The 17,141-nt window shown below is 37.6% G+C and carries 18 protein-coding genes and 1 pseudogene; 8 read left to right on the top strand and 11 right to left on the bottom strand.

Translation table 11 applies throughout. The annotated features are described in order from the left end of the window. Nucleotides 1–62: 62 nt before the first annotated feature. The 4 genes from QYB95_RS07935 to QYB95_RS07920 all read right to left on the bottom strand — a co-directional run bounded on the left by QYB95_RS07935 (nt 63) and on the right by QYB95_RS07920 (nt 2,926). Complete coding sequence (locus QYB95_RS07935; protein ID WP_301137774.1) at nt 63–449, bottom strand: retroviral-like aspartic protease family protein; 387 nt, start codon at nt 447–449, stop codon at nt 63–65. 220 nt (nt 450–669) lie between these two features. Beyond that, nucleotides 670–1,089: a hypothetical protein gene (locus tag QYB95_RS07930; protein ID WP_301137772.1), complete on the bottom strand. Its 420-nt coding sequence runs from the start codon at nt 1,087–1,089 to the stop codon at nt 670–672. Between the two features lie 112 nt (nt 1,090–1,201). Continuing rightward, entirely contained in the window at nt 1,202–2,512 is a 1,311-nt protein-coding gene (locus tag QYB95_RS07925; RefSeq protein ID WP_301137771.1) for a hemolysin family protein, read from the bottom strand. Between the two features lie 36 nt (nt 2,513–2,548). Next, complete coding sequence (locus tag QYB95_RS07920) at nt 2,549–2,926, bottom strand: MerR family transcriptional regulator (RefSeq protein ID WP_301137770.1); 378 nt, start codon at nt 2,924–2,926, stop codon at nt 2,549–2,551. Nucleotides 2,927–3,352: 426 nt separating this feature from the next. On the opposite strand from QYB95_RS07920, the gene hpaB reads away from it, so the two are divergent. Continuing rightward, nucleotides 3,353–4,804 carry a 4-hydroxyphenylacetate 3-monooxygenase, oxygenase component gene (gene hpaB, locus QYB95_RS07915; RefSeq protein WP_301137769.1) on the top strand — a complete coding sequence of 484 codons (1,452 nt, stop codon included), beginning with the start codon at nt 3,353–3,355 and terminating at the stop codon, nt 4,802–4,804. A gap of 62 nt (nt 4,805–4,866) precedes the next feature. Here the strand turns inward: hpaB and QYB95_RS07910 are convergent, their stop codons facing one another. From QYB95_RS07910 to QYB95_RS07900, 3 genes are all read right to left on the bottom strand, one after another. Continuing rightward, the gene (locus QYB95_RS07910) at nt 4,867–5,982 is read right to left on the bottom strand and encodes a PQQ-dependent sugar dehydrogenase (protein ID WP_301137768.1); all 1,116 of its coding nucleotides are present in this window, start codon (nt 5,980–5,982) and stop codon (nt 4,867–4,869) included. Between the two features lie 119 nt (nt 5,983–6,101). After that, nucleotides 6,102–6,995: an Hsp33 family molecular chaperone HslO gene (hslO, locus tag QYB95_RS07905; RefSeq protein ID WP_301137766.1), complete on the bottom strand. Its 894-nt coding sequence runs from the start codon at nt 6,993–6,995 to the stop codon at nt 6,102–6,104. Between the two features lie 73 nt (nt 6,996–7,068). Next, nucleotides 7,069–7,491, bottom strand: coding sequence for a MarR family winged helix-turn-helix transcriptional regulator (locus tag QYB95_RS07900; protein WP_301137765.1), 423 nt, complete (start codon nt 7,489–7,491; stop codon nt 7,069–7,071). A gap of 294 nt (nt 7,492–7,785) precedes the next feature. Here QYB95_RS07900 and QYB95_RS07895 point away from each other — a divergent pair, with 294 nt between their 5' ends. The 5 genes from QYB95_RS07895 to QYB95_RS07875 all read left to right on the top strand — a co-directional run bounded on the left by QYB95_RS07895 (nt 7,786) and on the right by QYB95_RS07875 (nt 11,865). Then, nucleotides 7,786–8,322 (top strand): GNAT family N-acetyltransferase, encoded by a 537-nt coding sequence (locus QYB95_RS07895; protein WP_301137764.1) that lies wholly within the window; start codon nt 7,786–7,788, stop codon nt 8,320–8,322. A 379-nt stretch (nt 8,323–8,701) separates the two neighbouring features. Beyond that, nucleotides 8,702–8,824, top strand: coding sequence for a hypothetical protein (locus tag QYB95_RS07890; RefSeq protein ID WP_301137762.1), 123 nt, complete (start codon nt 8,702–8,704; stop codon nt 8,822–8,824). Nucleotides 8,825–8,909: 85 nt separating this feature from the next. Continuing rightward, complete coding sequence (locus tag QYB95_RS07885) at nt 8,910–9,047, top strand: hypothetical protein (RefSeq protein WP_301137761.1); 138 nt, start codon at nt 8,910–8,912, stop codon at nt 9,045–9,047. Between the two features lie 431 nt (nt 9,048–9,478). Continuing rightward, on the top strand, nt 9,479–10,561 hold the full coding sequence (gene proB, locus QYB95_RS07880; protein WP_301137760.1) for a glutamate 5-kinase: 1,083 nt from the start codon (nt 9,479–9,481) through the stop codon (nt 10,559–10,561). 38 nt (nt 10,562–10,599) lie between these two features. Further along, nucleotides 10,600–11,865 carry a glutamate-5-semialdehyde dehydrogenase gene (locus QYB95_RS07875; RefSeq protein WP_301137759.1) on the top strand — a complete coding sequence of 422 codons (1,266 nt, stop codon included), beginning with the start codon at nt 10,600–10,602 and terminating at the stop codon, nt 11,863–11,865. An 86-nt stretch (nt 11,866–11,951) separates the two neighbouring features. On the opposite strand, the gene QYB95_RS07870 is transcribed toward QYB95_RS07875, so the two are convergent. The 3 genes and pseudogenes from QYB95_RS07870 to QYB95_RS07860 form a co-directional block, all read right to left on the bottom strand. Beyond that, the gene (locus QYB95_RS07870; protein WP_301137758.1) at nt 11,952–12,734 is read right to left on the bottom strand and encodes an alpha/beta fold hydrolase; all 783 of its coding nucleotides are present in this window, start codon (nt 12,732–12,734) and stop codon (nt 11,952–11,954) included. A 31-nt stretch (nt 12,735–12,765) separates the two neighbouring features. Continuing rightward, a complete protein-coding gene (locus tag QYB95_RS07865) occupies nt 12,766–13,653 on the bottom strand; it encodes a hypothetical protein (protein WP_301137757.1) in 888 nt (295 codons plus the stop codon). Continuing rightward, nucleotides 13,643–14,119, bottom strand: a pseudogene (locus tag QYB95_RS07860) (RNA polymerase sigma factor); the annotation flags it as partial. The pseudogene QYB95_RS07860 and the gene QYB95_RS07865, both read right to left, overlap by 11 nt. A 183-nt stretch (nt 14,120–14,302) precedes the next feature. Here QYB95_RS07860 and QYB95_RS07855 point away from each other — a divergent pair. After that, nucleotides 14,303–14,788: a hypothetical protein gene (locus QYB95_RS07855; protein WP_301137756.1), complete on the top strand. Its 486-nt coding sequence runs from the start codon at nt 14,303–14,305 to the stop codon at nt 14,786–14,788. A 34-nt stretch (nt 14,789–14,822) separates the two neighbouring features. Here the strand turns inward: QYB95_RS07855 and QYB95_RS07850 are convergent, their stop codons facing one another. Then, the gene (locus tag QYB95_RS07850; RefSeq protein WP_301137755.1) at nt 14,823–15,173 is read right to left on the bottom strand and encodes a DUF3889 domain-containing protein; all 351 of its coding nucleotides are present in this window, start codon (nt 15,171–15,173) and stop codon (nt 14,823–14,825) included. A 173-nt stretch (nt 15,174–15,346) separates the two neighbouring features. Here QYB95_RS07850 and QYB95_RS07845 point away from each other — a divergent pair, with 173 nt between their 5' ends. Further along, on the top strand, nt 15,347–16,804 hold the full coding sequence (locus QYB95_RS07845; protein ID WP_301137754.1) for an aldehyde dehydrogenase family protein: 1,458 nt from the start codon (nt 15,347–15,349) through the stop codon (nt 16,802–16,804). The last annotated feature ends 337 nt before the right edge of the window (nt 16,805–17,141 follow it).

Below are 17,141 nucleotides of genomic sequence, written 5' to 3'. Positions count from 1 at the left end.
TCGACATTCCATCCCAAAGTCCTTTTTGAAAACATCAAAATTATGCCCAACTTAGGATATACTTAACACTCATATTGAATAACCAATTTTTCAATATTGATCGATGCTTTCAAACGCTTTAACAAATTCAAGCCAATAATGCCATCCAAATCGAATCCGTAATTCATGGATCCTATCTCTATCTGGATTTGTTCCGTTTTTATATGACCGATTGTAATAGAATCCAATACCTTTGCATACACAATTTCTGAACCGCCTACACCACAAACCCTGTAAATAGGGTCGTCTGCTTCAGGAAAAATGCCGATTGATTCCGCTATCTCCGAGGAAATTATGGAGCAGGATGAACCAGTATCGATTAATACGCGAGTTAAGTGTATGTTTCTTTCTTTATATTGGATTTCCATATCGGTTAATAATAATCCTCCATCGATAATTAATTTTTTCATTGGGCCACCTACCTATGAGAGTATAGATTCTTAGTTTGCTTACTTTGTTCGAATTACCGTAACAATGATTGACCCAATATATGCTTGTCCCAATCAGGGTAGTACGTTAATTATTGAGGGAATTAATGGCACGGGTCTAAATAAAGCACAGTCACTTAAAAGGTAAACGACGGCAATAGCAAAAAAAGATGCTCCTACAAAGGAACACCTCTTTTTGCTATCAGTATATGTAACCCTCTAGAAGAGTTTTTAATTTCTCGGCATATTCTTCATCCAGAATACCATAACCCTCTTCTTCATTATTGCTGACAATACTTAGGCTACCATCAGAATTAAACGACATTCTATATAGATAGAGCTGATCATGCTGATCCTCGTTATCAGTATAAAACAGTGTAGCGATGAAATCTTCTGAACCTTCTATTTCGTGATCTGAATTAGGTTCCCAACGGATTTCTCCCAGCAAACTTTTAATGGAGTCGAGTGTTACCAAATCAATGATCATATTCTCTTCTTCCATAGCTTCATCCTTTACTGCAAGAACATCTACTCTCGACAAATAGATTTCATCCTCATTGGCACAAGCTACTAATAGGATTCCCATTAAACAAAGAAGCAATAAGGAACGAAGATTCTTCAAAATATACCCCCTCAGGCAGGATCTTAAAGACTTAACTTTGCAATGCAATTTAAAAAGTCACTGAAAAAAACCTCTTAAGTCTGGTAGAAGACATAAGAGGTTGAGTAATGCCTTAAACGGCAATATTCGTTTTTTGTTTAATTTCGATATAGCGTAATTGGAGTCCATCAATTTCATGAATCGAGAATGTATAGCCCGCATGTTCGATAACATTTTCCTGCTTTAATTCAACATCTTGGGAGTAATACCACCCACCAAGTGTATCCACATCTGGATTATCAATCTCAATCTTAAGGAATCGCGATATTTCTTCCAATAATATTTTTGAATAGACAATAAAATGCCCCTCTTTTACCTTGCGAATTTCAGGAACCTCATCATCATCAAATTCATCACGAATTTCTCCAACCAATTCCTCTAGAATATCTTCAACGGTAACAAGACCCGAAGTCCCCCCGTATTCGTCCAAAAGAATGGCAATCGGAGTACGTTCTTTCTGCATTCTTGTCAGTAGATCCTGAATCGCTGTTACTTCTGTCGTATAAATCAAAGGATTAATAAATCTTTCCATGGTAAAATTTTCAACAGTAATGCGATTGCTTAACCCTTGAGTTAGGAAATCTTTAATATTAATAAAGCCGATAATATTGTCACGGTCATCTTCGTATACTGGATATCTTGTATAGCGCTCTTCTTGAATTGTCGTTAGTACTTCCTCATATGTCGCATTTTTGTCGAATGCGATAATATCAGTTCTTGGCACCATAACTTCACGGGCAATTCGATCATCGAATTCAAACACCTTATTCACATATTTCAGTTCGTTTTGATTGATTTCGCCGTTTTTATAGCTCTCTGTCATTAGTAAACGGAGTTCTTCTTCTGTATGTGTAAGTTCATGCTCCGATGCTGGTTTCATACCGAAAATCCCTACCAGAATGCGGGCAGCTCCATTTAAAAACCAAATAAATGGGTAAAGAATCTTATAGAAGATCATAATTGGTTTTGCAAATAAGAGTGTTATTGTTTCCGCTTTTTGGATGGCCGCGGTTTTTGGCGCAAGTTCCCCCACTACAACGTGCAAAAATGTTGCAATTATAAAGGCAGCCCCAATGGTGAAATAATGGATATACTGCTCACCAATTCCCAGCATTCCAAAGAAAGGCTCCAGGATAAACTCAAACGTTGATTCTCCGACCATACCAATACCAAGTGCCGTGACAGTAATACCTAATTGACAGGCAGACAAGTATTCATCTAGGTGGGTCGTTACATGTTTGGCGGCCAAAGAGCCTTTTCTTCCTTCAGCTACCAATTGGTCAATCCTTGACTGCCTTACTTTTACAATGGCAAACTCAGTTGCCACAAAGAATGCAGTTAAAGCTATCAAAATAGCAAATATAGTCAAATTTAATGCGGTCAATCATCGTCTTACTTTAAAAAAGTAAGACTTCACCTCCTAGGTTATAAGTAATAATAAAGATTGCATTAAGGCTACACTTTCAGACGAAACTTTATTTTTTATCGAATCCTTTTTCGATTGTTCTTGTTGCTGCATTTGCTCTACCAGGAGTGAAATTTCATTTTTTAATGCTTTCATATGCTGACATATGTTTTGTAAATCCATTTCTTCCGATTGCGTATTCATTTTTTCAAAAGAATTTTTTATGTCATTTAGGCACATGCCCTTTGATTTCATTTCTTCGATAATACGAATGCGTTCAATTGTTTCAGAAGTATAGAAACGATAATTTGAAGTAGAACGTTCAGCTTTCAGTAAGCCAAGATTAGTATAATAATCGATTGTCCGTTTAGTGATCCCGGTTATTTCAGCCAATTCGCCAATTTTTAGTTTCTCGATCCCAATTTACTTTCCTCCAAACCATCACGTTATACTTCTATTATACTGGCATTCTATTATTATTTCTACATAAAGATCTATTTATTTAATGAAATCAATACAGAGCAGATTTAAATAAACTTCGAGCGGGTTCCATTGAATTGGCACTTTTTCTTTATTATATTCAGAAAAGTTTTCAACAGACCAAGTTAGCGATCCCCTTTTGTTTAATTTTTAGTAACTAAATTAAATTGGACTCTTGAAAAGATCAAGATTCAAAATAATTTTACAAAATATCGATAATTTTATTCAACAAGGTATCATTTTGTTTCTAAGCAAATAAAATATTAGGAATTACCTAACATGTTAATGACTTATGATTATATTTTTCAGCTTAATATTTAATTTTTGGGAGTGTAAAACATGGGGGCTATAACCGGGCAGGAATTTATTAGTCGAATGGATCAATTAAATCCTGAAATCTGGATTGATGGAAAACGAATCAGCGGGTTACTTTCAGAACATCCCTGCTTTAAAGGCATACTACAATCAAAAGCTTCGCTTTATGATTTACAACATAATAAAAATATTAAGGATGAAATGACCTTTCCATCTCCTTTAACCGGAAATGCAGTTGGTCTTTCATTTCTAGCACCCAGAACAAAAGATGACATTCTAAAAAGAAGAACAATGATTGAACATTGGGCTACCCACACAAATGGGATAATGGGGAGAAGTCCGGATTATTTGAATACTGTGTTAATGAGCTTTGCTTCCGGTGCCGAATACTTGCAAGGAAGAAAGAATAGTTTTCCTGAAAATCTCACCAATGTATTTGAAAATGCAAGAGAAAGAGACTTATCTTTTACGCATACCTTTATTACACCTCAGGTAAATCGTTCTCAAGTTTACGTTGAAAATAGCAATTTGCCGATTGCAGCGAAGGTAGTTGAAGAAAATGAACAAGGAATTGTAATTAAAGGAGCTCGCCTTCTTGCAACACAAGGTGGATTAACCGATGAAGTATTAGTGTTCAGTGTGGGGAAATTCCTGTTCACCGATGAAGATGAAGCTTTTGCATTCTCCATTCCTTCAAATACAAAAGGCTTAAAATTCATTTGTAGAGATTCATTTATAGGCGGCGAGTCCAATTTTGATCATCCTTTAAGTTCAAGGTATGAGGAAATGGATTCAATTGTTGTTTTTGATAATGTTTTAGTACCTTGGGACAGAGTTTTCTTTTATAACAATGGTGAGGTAGCAGAAGAATTTTTAGAGAAATGTTCCTTCCATGCCTTTGCAAAACATCAAGCTTTAACCCGACAAATCGTGAAAAGCGAATTTGTTCTAGGGCTTGCACAGCTAATGGTAAACACTATCAAGGTTAGAGAATATCATCATATTCAAGAAAAAATGTCAGAAATTATAATTGGTCTTGAAACATTAAGAGCCTTGCTGGAAAAATCGGAAAACCATGCAGCTGTGGATGAATGGGGCTATATGAGACCGGATGTTTCGACTTTACGGGTTGCTGGAAATCTGTTCCCCAAAATCTATCCACGATTTATGGAGATTATTCAGCTAATCGGTGCAAGTGGATTGATTACTTTACCGACAGAAAACGCATTTCACTCCTCTATACGTGAAGATTTAGATCAATACCTTCAAGCAGCATCGAAACCAGCTTTTGACCGAGTTAAAATCTTCCGGTTAGCATGGGATTTAACGATGAGTGCTTTTGGAACTAGACAAACACAATATGAGAGATATTTTTTTGGTGATCCAATTCGTTTATCCAGTGAGCTTTATAACACCTACCCCATCGACTCTTATGTCGATCGCGTCAACCGTTTTCTAGATTTCGATTCAGATTAAACTTAAAACGGAAAACTACTTACTGGATGACCATTGTAAGTAGTTTTTCATTTATACAACAATTATTTTGGGAGCTGGAGACGGTATAACTTATCATCATTAGCAGAAGCCGTGCCTCGTCCATCAGTATTATTGCTAATAAAATACAAAGATGAACCGTCCACATATACATCTCGAATTCTGCCTAGATTTGTAATTAGCTCTCGCGACTCCTTGGTAGTCAAATCAAATTCCAGAACTGCCTGCCCTCTTAGAGCTGCAACATACAATTTCCCTTGATAGTATGAAATTCCTGAAGGAGCCCAAGTTTTATTTGGTCCCGATGTGAAAAGTGGAGAAACCAAGCCTTCCCGTTTCTCGCTTCCCTCAATAATGGGCCAGCCATAATTTTTGCCTGCCTCTATTCTATTAATTTCATCATTTGCATCGTTTCCATGTTCACTTGCATACATTGTACCATCATCAGACCATGCAATCCCTTGAGGATTACGATGACCGAAACTATAGACATAAGAGTTTGAAATGGGGTTATCTGTCGGGATGGACCCATCCAAATTCATCCTCAAGATTTTCCCGCCCAATGAATTCACATCCTGTGCAATGGACGATTCAAGCGCATCGCCTGCTGTTGCATAAAGCTTATCATCCGGCCCTATCTCAAGACGGCCTCCATGATGAACACGTCCGCTTGGTATTTTATCCAGTAAAACTTTTTCTTCCTTCCAAGTATCATCTTGCAATTGTAATATAACAATCCGATTAAATTGACCAGAACTATCATTATAAGTGTAATAAGCAAAAGCCGATCTGGTCTCTTCGAAATCCGGAGCCAGAACAAAGCCTAAAAGGCCTGCTTCCGCTGCTGCAGATAAATTCTTTTCAAGGTTAACTTCCTGCCTCACTGCTTCTCCGTTTTGAATCTTTACAATGCCGCCTGTTCTTTCAGACAAGTAAATGACATCTCCCATTTTTTCAATCGTCCAAGGAATGGTGAGATTTTCGATGATAATTTCTGGTTCTAGCTTACTCTTTACTTCATCAATTTTTTCGTTCTCTTGCTTCGCTACTTCAATCATTTGATCTTGATGATCTGGTTCAGTAGAATCTTGTGTCGTAAAGACCGAACAACCTACTAGCAGAAAACTAACAACGAAAACCAGAAAAATTACTTTTTTCAAGAGGTACTAGTCTCCTTTCTCATAAAATATGCTAGATATATTATTTACCATCCCCCCTAATATTAACCATAAATAAAACCTGTTTCAAACTACGCAGAATTTGAAACAGGTCTTAGATATTAATTTAATTGAGTTTTAATTTCATTTACCAAGCCTTGCAATTCAGCTTCAGTGAAATCATATGTCTCTAAACAAAAGTGGCATTGTGTTTCAATATTGCCTTCTTCTTCGATGATTTCTTCCAATTCATTCACACCTAATCCCATTAGAGCACGGCTATAACGGTCTTTGGAGCATGTACATTGGAACTGTACCGGCATTGTATTCAGAATTTGTACGTTTCCTTCATCACCCAGGACTGCTGCCAAAATTTCTTCCGGTGTCATCCCTTTTTCAATCATTTTCGAAACGGGTTCGATTGTTGCCAGATGCTTTTCTAATGCTGCAATTGTTTCCTCCGAACAACCAGGCATTAACTGAATAATAAACCCGCCTGCTGCCAAAATTGTGTTATCGGGATTAACGAGAACCCCTAACCCAACTGATGAAGGCACCTGTTCACTAGTAGCGAAGTAATAGGTAAAGTCTTCAGCAATTTCGCCAGAAACAATTGGTACCTGGCTTGAGAACATCTCTTTCATTCCTAAATCTTTTACAACAGATAAGAACCCTTCATTTCCTACGCCAGCCCGAACATCCAATTTTCCGTGTTCATTCAGATCAAAATGAACTTGTCCATTAGATACGAAGCCACGGACATTTCCATTTGCATCTGCGTCAATGACCATTGCACCAATTGGGCCATTTCCTTCTACCTTTACGGTAATTTTGTCTTCACCTTTGAGCATCGCACCCATCATTACACTTGCAGTCATAGAACGACCAAGCGCCGCTGAAACAACCGGCCATGTGTTATGTCTTTTTTGTGCTTCTCCTACCGTTTCTGTTGTGCGTGCAGCAAATGCACGAACTTCTCCATTATATCCTACTGCTCTTACTAAATAATCTTTCATCTATAGAAGCTCCTTACTTTAAATCTATTATTTGTTTAACTACAATTTTTTGGGTGTACCCTTGGTTATGGCATCACCTAATATTCTCTTGGATACGTTTAAGCATATCCATTAAACTTTGTAATTCTTCATCACTGAATTGTAGAAACATTTGATTAGCGAAACTTGATTTATCCTGCTGACAGTTCATGATTTGTTTGTAGCCCTCATCTGTTAAATGAACGATTGTTTCACGGTTATCAGTAGGATTTCGTCGTCTGGATACTAACTCATCCGCTTCCAATTGCTTTAGATGGCGCGTAATTGCGGCATGATCGATATTAATAATTTTCTGTAGTCGAGATTGCGAAATTTCATCATACTGCACTAGCTGATACAAAAGCTCAAAGCGGGATAAGCTAAAGTTGGTATTTCTCTCAAATTTTGGACCGAGTTGGTTATTAAGGGTTTTAAAAAGAAACAACAGTTCTTCCTGTTCTGAAATTGTGAACTTCATCCGAATCCCTCCCAGTCCCACGTTTAAATTCCATTTCTGCTACTTGATCTTTGAGCCATCAATCATTGACCCCTCAATAATATAATCTGTTTTCATCTTGAAAGCAAATATAAAGAATAATCGGCTCATCTGGAAATCCATGGAAATACTAGAAACTTCTGATTATAATAGACTTAACTCTGTGGAAGGTTGTGATGAGTATGAATAAAAATAAAAAAGTGATTGAAAAGTGATCTGCAAGAAAGCTCTTTTCAATCTAATAGCTGACCATTTACTAACGAAGAGAGGTTAACCATGTATACAGATAATCATTTAACAATCCGCCCTATCAAAGAATGCGATTTACCAAGACTTTGGGAACTAATGTATAGTGAAGACCAGCCTGAATGGAAAAAATGGGACGCACCCTACTACCCCCATCAGACGATGACCTATGGAGAATTTCAGCCGAAAAGTAAATCTTTAATAAATAATGATCAGTTCTGGGCTATTGAAGTAGACGGTGAAGTTCGGGGCACTATTTCATATTATTGGGAGCATGAACCTTCTAAATGGCTTGAAATGGGAATTGTTTTCCATGAGTCACCTTCTTGGGGAAAAGGTCTGGGTACACGGGCCATGAAATTGTGGATTGATCATCTATTTTCCACAATGCCACTTGTACGGGTAGGCTTTACCACATGGTCAGGAAATGATCGCATGATTCGAGTAGGCGAAAAACTCGGCATGACTCTAGAGGCCCGTATTCGTAAGGTTCGCTTTTTTAATGGACAATACTATGACTCGATTCGTATGGGACTATTAAGAGAAGAATGGGCAGGGATGAATTAAAAACCTTGTAAGGAGTTGGACTTTAATGTCGAGCTCTTTTTCCTTTTTGCCAAGAAACTCTTTAACTCTTAGACTCAAAACCTCCTATTCCCCATCAACTAAGTCTATGCAAGCAGTTAACGTTGAGCAATGGGACTTTCAAAAATATACTTCTACCCTCCTTTTTATTTTTATACCGAATTTTCCATGGATAATTTGCCAAAATTTCATGAAACCGTACTCAATATGAACAATATGTGAAATGTTTCACTAGCTATTTTCTTTTCCCATTTATAGGTGTAAAATGAAATCAAGTTGATATATAACAACAACCGGTTAACATTAATAAAAGCGTTCTGTTATATAACATATAAATCTATTAAATGGAGGAGATCCTATCATGTGGGTAATCACTGTATTTGAGAATAACACGTATCGTATGTTTGAGTATGAAAGCGAAAAGCAAGCAAATCTTGCCCTGGAGGGATTAAAAAGCTCCGCCATTTTATCCTATACCAATTAACTCTTAATTCATCGACATTTTGATTAACCAGATTGCAGCGTTCATTCAGAATAAATAAAAACAAAACACTAGGAGGCGACCCGACATGTGGGTAGTAACAATTTTTGAGGAAAAAACTTATCGCATTTTTGAATTTGAGACAAAAGAAGAAGCTTTGATGGTTTTAGAAACAATCGAATCACCAGCGATTCTTTCTTATACAAAATTAACATTGGTAGCTTAATATTACCGGAGACATCGGTATTCCCGATGTCTCTTTTTTTGGATGGAATAAAATTCAGAACTTTCATTTAACTTATTGACAATTTTGCAAAATTATTGCATATTAGATTCAATATTAATTAGCCCAACGAAGACTAGTAAGTTAAACCCTATTGGCAAGAGAGCGATGTTCACCGGCTGAAAGACATCGTACAAAAAGGATTACTGAACCTACTTCGCCAGCCTCTAGCAAAACTAGACGCAGACTCAAGCGTTATGAGCACAAGTGGGAATTGCTTTTTGCATTCCAATCTAGGTGGTACCACGGAAAAGTAGCCTTTTTCGCCCTAATCAATGGGGTGAAAAGGGCTTTTTGTATTTTTAATGAGTGTAACCCCTATTTAAAGCAATCACTTTTAAGTGTTGCCAACAAAACTTATAGGAGGAACTTTCGTGGAAAAGAAACGTATTGTCGTTAAAATAGGAAGCAGCTCCCTTACCAACTCCAAAGGCGAAATTGACCATGACAAGCTTTGCGATCATATTTCGGCACTTGCCGCATTAAAGCAGGATGGCCACGATGTTTTGCTTGTTTCATCAGGAGCAGTAGCTGCCGGCTTTCGAAGGTTAGGCTACCCATCACGGCCTGTTACATTAAAAGGCAGACAAGCAGCGGCTGCAGTAGGCCAAAGCTTACTCATTCAATATTATTCTGAGCTTTTTAGTAAGCATCAAATCATAACAGCACAGATACTTCTTACGCGTACAGACTTTTCAAAAAAGGATCGCTATAAAAATGCCTATGCGACCTTCACGGAACTTTTGGAACGAGACATTATTCCCATTATCAATGAAAATGACACTGTTTCCGTTTCCGAATTGACATTTGGAGACAATGACATGTTGTCAGCTTTAGTCAGTGGGCTTATTCACGCAGACCACCTGATCATCTTAACGGATATCAATGGTCTATATGACCACAACCCTAAAAATCCGAATGCCAAACAAATTCAGTATCTAACGACTATTACGGAAGATTCGTTGAAAGTCGCAGCTGGTTCAAGTTCCAAAGTCGGTACAGGAGGCATGCAGTCTAAATTACTGGCTGCCCGAACTGCCCTGCAAGCTGGTGTCAAAGTCTTCATTGGCAAGGGAGAGGGAGAAAGAAAGTTAATCGATATACTACAAGGACTAGGTGATGGTACTTATATCGGAAATGATCAAAACTCCCCCCTTCCCAATCCGAAACAATGGATTTCATTTACTGAAGTTTCTGGAAAACTGTACATCGACAAAGGAGCGGCTGAGGCAATTTTACTTAAAGGAAAAAGCTTGCTTCCTGCAGGGATATATAAATTAGAGGGTGCCTTTTACAAAGGGGACGTCGTTGAAGTTTATAGCGAAACGGAGTTGCTAGGCCGTGGAGAAGTGCTATATTCCAGTGATGAACTTGCGCTTGCACTTGGGAAGCGGACAAATGAAATTGTCACCACTTCAATAGAAGTGATTCATCGAGATCGGTGGGTCAAAGTATAAATACTTGCGAAAAAATAATCTTACTTAGGAGGATATATATGACTGGAATTACAACCGAAAGTGAAGTTCGCCATAAAGGCAAACTGGCTAAAAAAGCAAGCTACATCTTGAATACCAAAACTACCATTGAAAAGAATGAAGCGCTTGAAAAAATTGCTGATCAATTATTAATAGATCATATTGCGATAATAGAAGAAAATAAAAAAGATTTAGATGCCGGGAAAGCAAAAGGTTTAACAGATTCTACACTTGACCGGATTATGTTAAATGAAGCCCGTATCCGATCAATGGCAGAAGGGATTCATCAACTTATCAAACTAAAAGATCCTGTAGGCGAGCTATTGGAGAATACAACCAAAGAAAATGGACTTCTGATAGAGAAACGCCGGGTTCCAATCGGTGTTATTGGAATGATCTATGAGGCACGCCCAAATGTAACAATCGATGCAGCTACACTCAGCTTAAAAACCGGAAATGCCGTGATTTTACGTGGAAGCTCTTCAGCCAAATTCTCAAATCTTGTACTTGTTGAAACAATTCACCGTGCATTGGAGCACACTTCCCTTCCACTGGACTCCGTGCAATTAATAGAAGATACGAGTCACGAAACGGCAAAGGAATTATTCCATTTAAAAGAATACTTGGATGTCTTAATCCCTCGGGGCGGAAAAGGTCTAATTGACTTGGTTGTAAGTGAAGCCTCTGTTCCTGTATTAGAAACTGGTGCCGGTAATTGCCATGTCTTTGTGGATGGGAGTGCAGATTATGAAATGGCGTTAAAAATCATTCTTAACGCAAAAACACAACGGCCTTCTGTTTGTAATGCTGCAGAAAGTCTGCTCATTCAACGCAATTGGTTTTCGCAGCACGGTGGTAAGCTTTTAAAGGATTTGGAAGGACAAGGTATTAAGATTATTGGAGACGAGCATGTATGCAGAGTATCCCCGTCTGCAACACTAGCTACCGATGACGATTATGCAACAGAGTTTCTGAGCTTAACATTGAGTGTGAAGGTTGTTGAAAGTGTCTACGAAGCAATTGAACATATTAATCAATATGGCACAAACCACTCCGAATCCATCGTTACGGAAGATATTGCGGCAGCCAACACCTTCCTGAATAGTGTGGATGCAGCAGCCGTTTATCACAATGCTTCTACAAGATTTACAGATGGCTTTGAATATGGCTACGGTGCAGAGATTGGGATTAGTACCCAGAAGCTGCATGCTCGTGGCCCAATGGGGTTACCTGCATTAACATCAACAAAATACTTTGTTTTCGGAAATGGGCAAATAAGAGAATAATAGAACGGCACTTTAAACTTGTTTAAGCTGTTTAAAGTGCCTTTATAAACTTTATTATTTTATTATTTTTTATCACATTTTACAAATTATCGATTAACCAATTTACAGTGCTTTGGTAGTCTGCCTTCCTCTAACCATTCTTCAACCAATCCATTAAAAAAGGTCGGCATCGCCATAGGCACTCCATGACCGATATTAGGTAGAATGATCCCTGTAGAATTTGAATTAGCTGCCACAATATCTTTTGCAGACTTTTTCATAATCGCCTTTTCTTTTTCACCAACAGTAACCAAAATCTTGGAATTAGCCTTTCTAAACTCCTCAGGTATTTCAAATGCCATGTTTTCTTTCAATATTCTAATCATAGCGTCAAATTTTACTTGGACACTTTCTTCATAGTATCTTTCAAAATACTCTTCATCTATGTACAAGGTTTTGGCCTGTAGTTTGGAAAAAAACCTATTTGTAACGAATGGCATCGAAAGTTTGATAAGGGGGTTTATTAAATGTTTCGCGTATGCCATCGGTCGCACCAACGCACTGTTTATGATGGCAGTATCAATTAAATTAGGTTTCATGCTCAAGATTTGAATGATGACTTGGGATCCTAAGGAAAAGCCAATTAAAATTATCTTTTTTCCATTAGATTTTTCTTCGATTAGTCGTATTACTTCTTCCGCACTACCTTTAATAGAGAAATGAATTTCATGATTATTCAACCCATGTTCGGGCAGGATGGGAACAATACAGTGATAATGAGAAAAGTATTGAATTTGTTGATCCCACATCCAATCACTAACTCCGCCTCCATGTAAAAAAACCATCAGTGAAGCCTGGTTATCACCGTATTCTTTATAAAGTAAAGCCAATTGGTTCACCTCTTCTTTTCAATCTATTGAATCAAATGAAGAATACAAGAAACACAAGAAAACTTATACATATTGACCATTGAATCATTTTGTAATTCCAAAGTATCGGTTGTTTTTGGATAAGATATTTTATGACATAAGAAAGGACTCCTATAATACTAATAGTCCCCTTTAAAAATGGGTATGATTTTTGGTTGTCCTCTGACTCTGTTCTTGTTTTTAATGACTTTTTTTCTAGCCTTTGAAAGACGATTCCACTTCCAATGAACAATATAAACGCGGAAGCCAAAATTACTTTTTTAGTTGTTGACCATGGCTGATTTTCAGCAGTCTCATAATAAAATAAATTTAATACCTTCCATTCTTCATTTGCTAGAACGTATTTCATTTTTGCATAAGGGTCAATTAATACCTTTGTCTGCTCGGTATTTAGTTTTACATACAGCTCCTTATCATTAGAAAACTGAAAATGGAAATCCTTCCCTGAGTTTTCATCAAAAATCGTACCATCCCACGGGACCGCATGTTCTTTGGCTTTGTGTAAGATTTGAAAAATTTCATCAAAAGATTCACTTTCTGCAGTTGATTCTTTTAAAGGATAAAAGATTGATTTCAAGTTTAGATTGCTTTGAGGATTGGTATTTTCTAATACAAACACTTTTTCAATCGTAGTTTGTTCATCTATCTCCCCAAATGGAGCAGACGTGTTCTCGACTTCATTTATGGGGAAAGTGGCAGTACTCGTTAATAATAAAAAGAGAAACACAGTACACATACTTACTAATACGATTCCATAGGACCAACTGGATTTCCTTCTATTTTTTTCAAGCTTCGATTGAATAAGTTGCAGTGTTTTTTCTTTTTCACTAGTTGAACGTTCTGCTCGTGTAAGATTTCGTAATTGTTCATCAAGATTCATGATGATCTCCCCCTTCCATTAAAATTTTTCTTAATGCCTTTATCCCACGCTCAGTAGAGTTTTTTACTTTTGTCTCGTTCCAACTTAATATTCTGGCTGTCTCTTTTATAGAAAATCCTTCTATTTTTCGTAAAACTATGGCTTCCCTGTAATCAAAGCTCAGTTGCTGAAGTGCCCTATATAGAATTCTTGACTCCTCATGTTGTACCAACCATTTTTCAGGTACATACGTTGTTTCTTTTACTTCATGCACTTTCGTAAAAGGGAAAAAAGAGATGATTTTCTTCCTCCGATAATGGTCATAAGCTAGGTTTCGTGCAATTTTCATCAGCCAAGTCAATGCACTAGAATCTCGTCTAAATGTATGTCTCTGCTTAAATGCTTTCATAAACGTTTCTTGTGTCAAATCTTCTGCTATTTCCGTTTTTCCTACCAAAAAATATATGTATTGATAAATACGACCATTATGTAACTCATACTCCTATTCAAAATCAAAAGCCAACAATTTTCACCACCTTATCTCTATAGACGATTATGATGGAATAATTACTCAAATAAAACGAAAATTCCCAAAACAATTGCAAAGCATCATCATATCCGCTTGATTTTAAGCGTAAAAGAATATTGAAAAGGGAAGGGAGCTGGAAATTTGTATAAATCCTTGTTTTCTTTAATTCTCTTATTATTAGTTTCGGGTTGTTCCAATGGAGCACAATTGGAACCATCAAATGGGATTTCCCACCATCATCTCCTTCCCCCTACCGTGGAATTGGAAATTGAGGATTCAACCTACTCTACCGAACAAGGGTCTTACTGTTGGAGGAATGAAAATTCAGCGGAATGTTTGAGTCTTGCTTCTCCCATTGAAATTGCTGAAAATATCGAGCCAATAAAGGTTCCGGTTAATAAAACAATCTCCCTCCTCCCAAAGCGCCAACCTTCTCAACAAACCCTCGCGATGACAAATGTGGAGTCCGAGCAAGACGAGGAGATACCTTTAAATAAGGACAACCAATTTAAGGCTCCTAAAACAGCCGGAGTCTACATTTTTAACTACTACGCAATATGGGAAAAAGACGATACGGAGACAAGCGGGGATAGCTCATATATATTCAAGATTGAGGTGGATAAATAAGAGAGGTGCAAAATTCGCACCTCTCCTTAAAATTTTATTGGTTTGTTTCCGTATATTTAATATCTACAATTTCTTCGGTTTGGTTATTAAATGTAATATCGACAAAGACGCCAAATTCACTACTGTCTTCTTTTTTTAGCCAAAGCTTGAATTTTTCAACAGATGTGACACTTCCCACTTCTCTTCCGATATGCAAATAGTCAATTATATCCGCGGTTGGATATTTGGCCATCACATTTTTCATGGCAACTCTTCCCCATTTTGCATAGGATGGGGCAACCTGCTCCGCACTTGCCATTTCACCTTCCGGAGGTTCCGTCAAGATCTTTCCAAGTGCAATCGTACTGAAAACCAACAGCACAGAAACAGCAATTTTTGTTTTCATCGACCTCAATCCTCCTTTCGATTAGTGTTTTCTAATCGAAAGCGGATATTCGTACATTGCATATGTATTAATTAACAATAAAAACATTCATAATCAAGGAATTAATGAGCAATCTAAATAAGTATCATCCAATTATGAATGATTCATACTGGCAATTCTTTGGAGGAATGTAAATGAACCAATTCACCACATTAAATAAAAGCTATATAAATGGACAATGGGTTGATGGTGATTCAGGGAAAAATTTTGATATTACAAACCCTTTTGATGACACTCTACTGGCTACCATACAAATGGCCTCAAAAGAACAAGTCAACCAGTCATTTGAGAACGCTCATAAAGCTCAAAAAGAATGGGGAAAATCACCCGATTTACGCAGAAGTGTTATTGAAAAGGCAATCAGCTTCTTTGAAAGTAATAAAGATGAAATCATAGAGCTGCTAATTGTCGAGTCCGGCAGCAGCTTCATCAAGGCAAATGTAGAATATGGCAGTACCGTCGGCGTCCTTCAAGAAGCGCTTACTACAATTAATCAAGTACATGAAGTTCGTACTGAACAATCTGTTGTGCCAAATAAAATAAATGAAATCCACCGCTTACCTTTAGGTGTTGTTTCTTCCATAGCACCCTTCAACTTTCCATTATATTTGTCAATGCGAACGATAGCACCAGCTCTTGCATTAGGAAATACAGTAGTTCATAAAGCAGATCTACAAGTGAGCTTATCCTCGGGTTCGTTAATTGCAAAAGCTTTTGAAGAAGGCGGGATACCTGCCGGTGTGTTCCAAAGTGTCCTAACAAAAACTTCAATTATTGGTGATATGATGGTCGAGCACCCAGTTGTTCGCCTTGTGAGCTTTACTGGCTCGACGGAAGTGGGCCGTCATATTGGTACAGTGGCAGGAGGATTATTTAAGCGGGTCGCTCTGGAACTTGGCGGAAATGCCCCGTTTGTTGTCTTGTCTGACGCCGATCTGGATCAGGCTGTAAAGGCGGCGGTATTCGGGAAATTCCTCCACCAAGGTCAAATCTGCATGATTACAAATCGAATTATTGTTCATGAAGACCTTTACGACCAATTTGCCGAAAAATTTGTCGAACGTGTAAAATCATTAAAATACGGTGATCCCCGAAATCATGAGGTAATCATCGGACCAATAATTAACAAAAAACAAATTGATTTCTCCTTACAAAATATTTCTAAAGCGAAGGCTCAAGGAACTGAAGTGTTATTGAATGGAGAGTTAATCGGCAATGTCCTTACGCCAACAATTTTCGGCAATGTAGAAAATAACAGTGAACTAGCCCAAACAGAATTATTCGGTCCAATCGTTCCCCTTATCAAGGCGTCCTCTGATGATGAAGCAATTGAATTTGCAAATCATACTATTTACGGATTAAGTTCGGCAATTTTTGCCGGTGATTTGGACCGAGCACGTGAATATGCCCTTCATATTGAGTTTGGCATGACCCATCTAAATGACCAAACCGTGAATGATGAACCAAGGGCTCCATTTGGGGGTATGCGGGATAGTGGTGTTGGACGTTTCGGTAATCCTTGGATTGTTGATGAATTTACAGTAACCAAGTGGATTTCTGTACAAACAAAACCAAGAGAATATCCGTTCTAAATACAAGAGCAAACACGCAGATATTGATTGATATCGATACTTTCAGCAAAGATTCAAAAAAAGGCCCTCATCAACTTGATGTGGGTCATTTTCTATTTCCTTAGCAGAAAATGTTTGAAGGGTTACCCCTCCAAGTCAAATTAAATAAAGGGATGGAATTTTGTAATTTTTCAACAAAAAAACCGCCTCGCGACCCCGAGAACGGTTTATGTAACTTTATATGTTCATCTATACTTAGAAAAGTAAAGATTGCTTATAAAGTTATTCTTTTATCAAGTTACCCTCTGGCTTCCAGATAAAAGTCGGCAAACTATTGTGCATCCCTGTACAACATTAA

The organism is Ureibacillus aquaedulcis, assembly GCF_030418165.1.
GTDB classification, from domain to species: Bacteria; Bacillota; Bacilli; order Bacillales_A; family Planococcaceae; genus Ureibacillus; species Ureibacillus aquaedulcis.
Note: the sequence above shows the minus strand (reverse complement) of the source record. Positions and strands in the feature narration are given on the sequence as shown.

Coding starts and splice junctions, on each gene's coding strand:
- QYB95_RS07935 (WP_301137774.1), bottom strand. CDS start 449: ATGAAAAAATTAATTATCGATGGAGGATTATTATTAACCGATATGGAA.
- hpaB (WP_301137769.1), top strand. CDS start 3,353: ATGGGGGCTATAACCGGGCAGGAATTTATTAGTCGAATGGATCAATTA.
- hslO (WP_301137766.1), bottom strand. CDS start 6,995: ATGAAAGATTATTTAGTAAGAGCAGTAGGATATAATGGAGAAGTTCGT.
- QYB95_RS07900 (WP_301137765.1), bottom strand. CDS start 7,491: ATGAAGTTCACAATTTCAGAACAGGAAGAACTGTTGTTTCTTTTTAAA.
- QYB95_RS07895 (WP_301137764.1), top strand. CDS start 7,786: ATGTATACAGATAATCATTTAACAATCCGCCCTATCAAAGAATGCGAT.
- QYB95_RS07890 (WP_301137762.1), top strand. CDS start 8,702: ATGTGGGTAATCACTGTATTTGAGAATAACACGTATCGTATGTTTGAG.
- QYB95_RS07885 (WP_301137761.1), top strand. CDS start 8,910: ATGTGGGTAGTAACAATTTTTGAGGAAAAAACTTATCGCATTTTTGAA.
- QYB95_RS07875 (WP_301137759.1), top strand. CDS start 10,600: ATGACTGGAATTACAACCGAAAGTGAAGTTCGCCATAAAGGCAAACTG.
- QYB95_RS07865 (WP_301137757.1), bottom strand. CDS start 13,653: ATGAATCTTGATGAACAATTACGAAATCTTACACGAGCAGAACGTTCA.
- QYB95_RS07850 (WP_301137755.1), bottom strand. CDS start 15,173: ATGAAAACAAAAATTGCTGTTTCTGTGCTGTTGGTTTTCAGTACGATT.
- QYB95_RS07845 (WP_301137754.1), top strand. CDS start 15,347: ATGAACCAATTCACCACATTAAATAAAAGCTATATAAATGGACAATGG.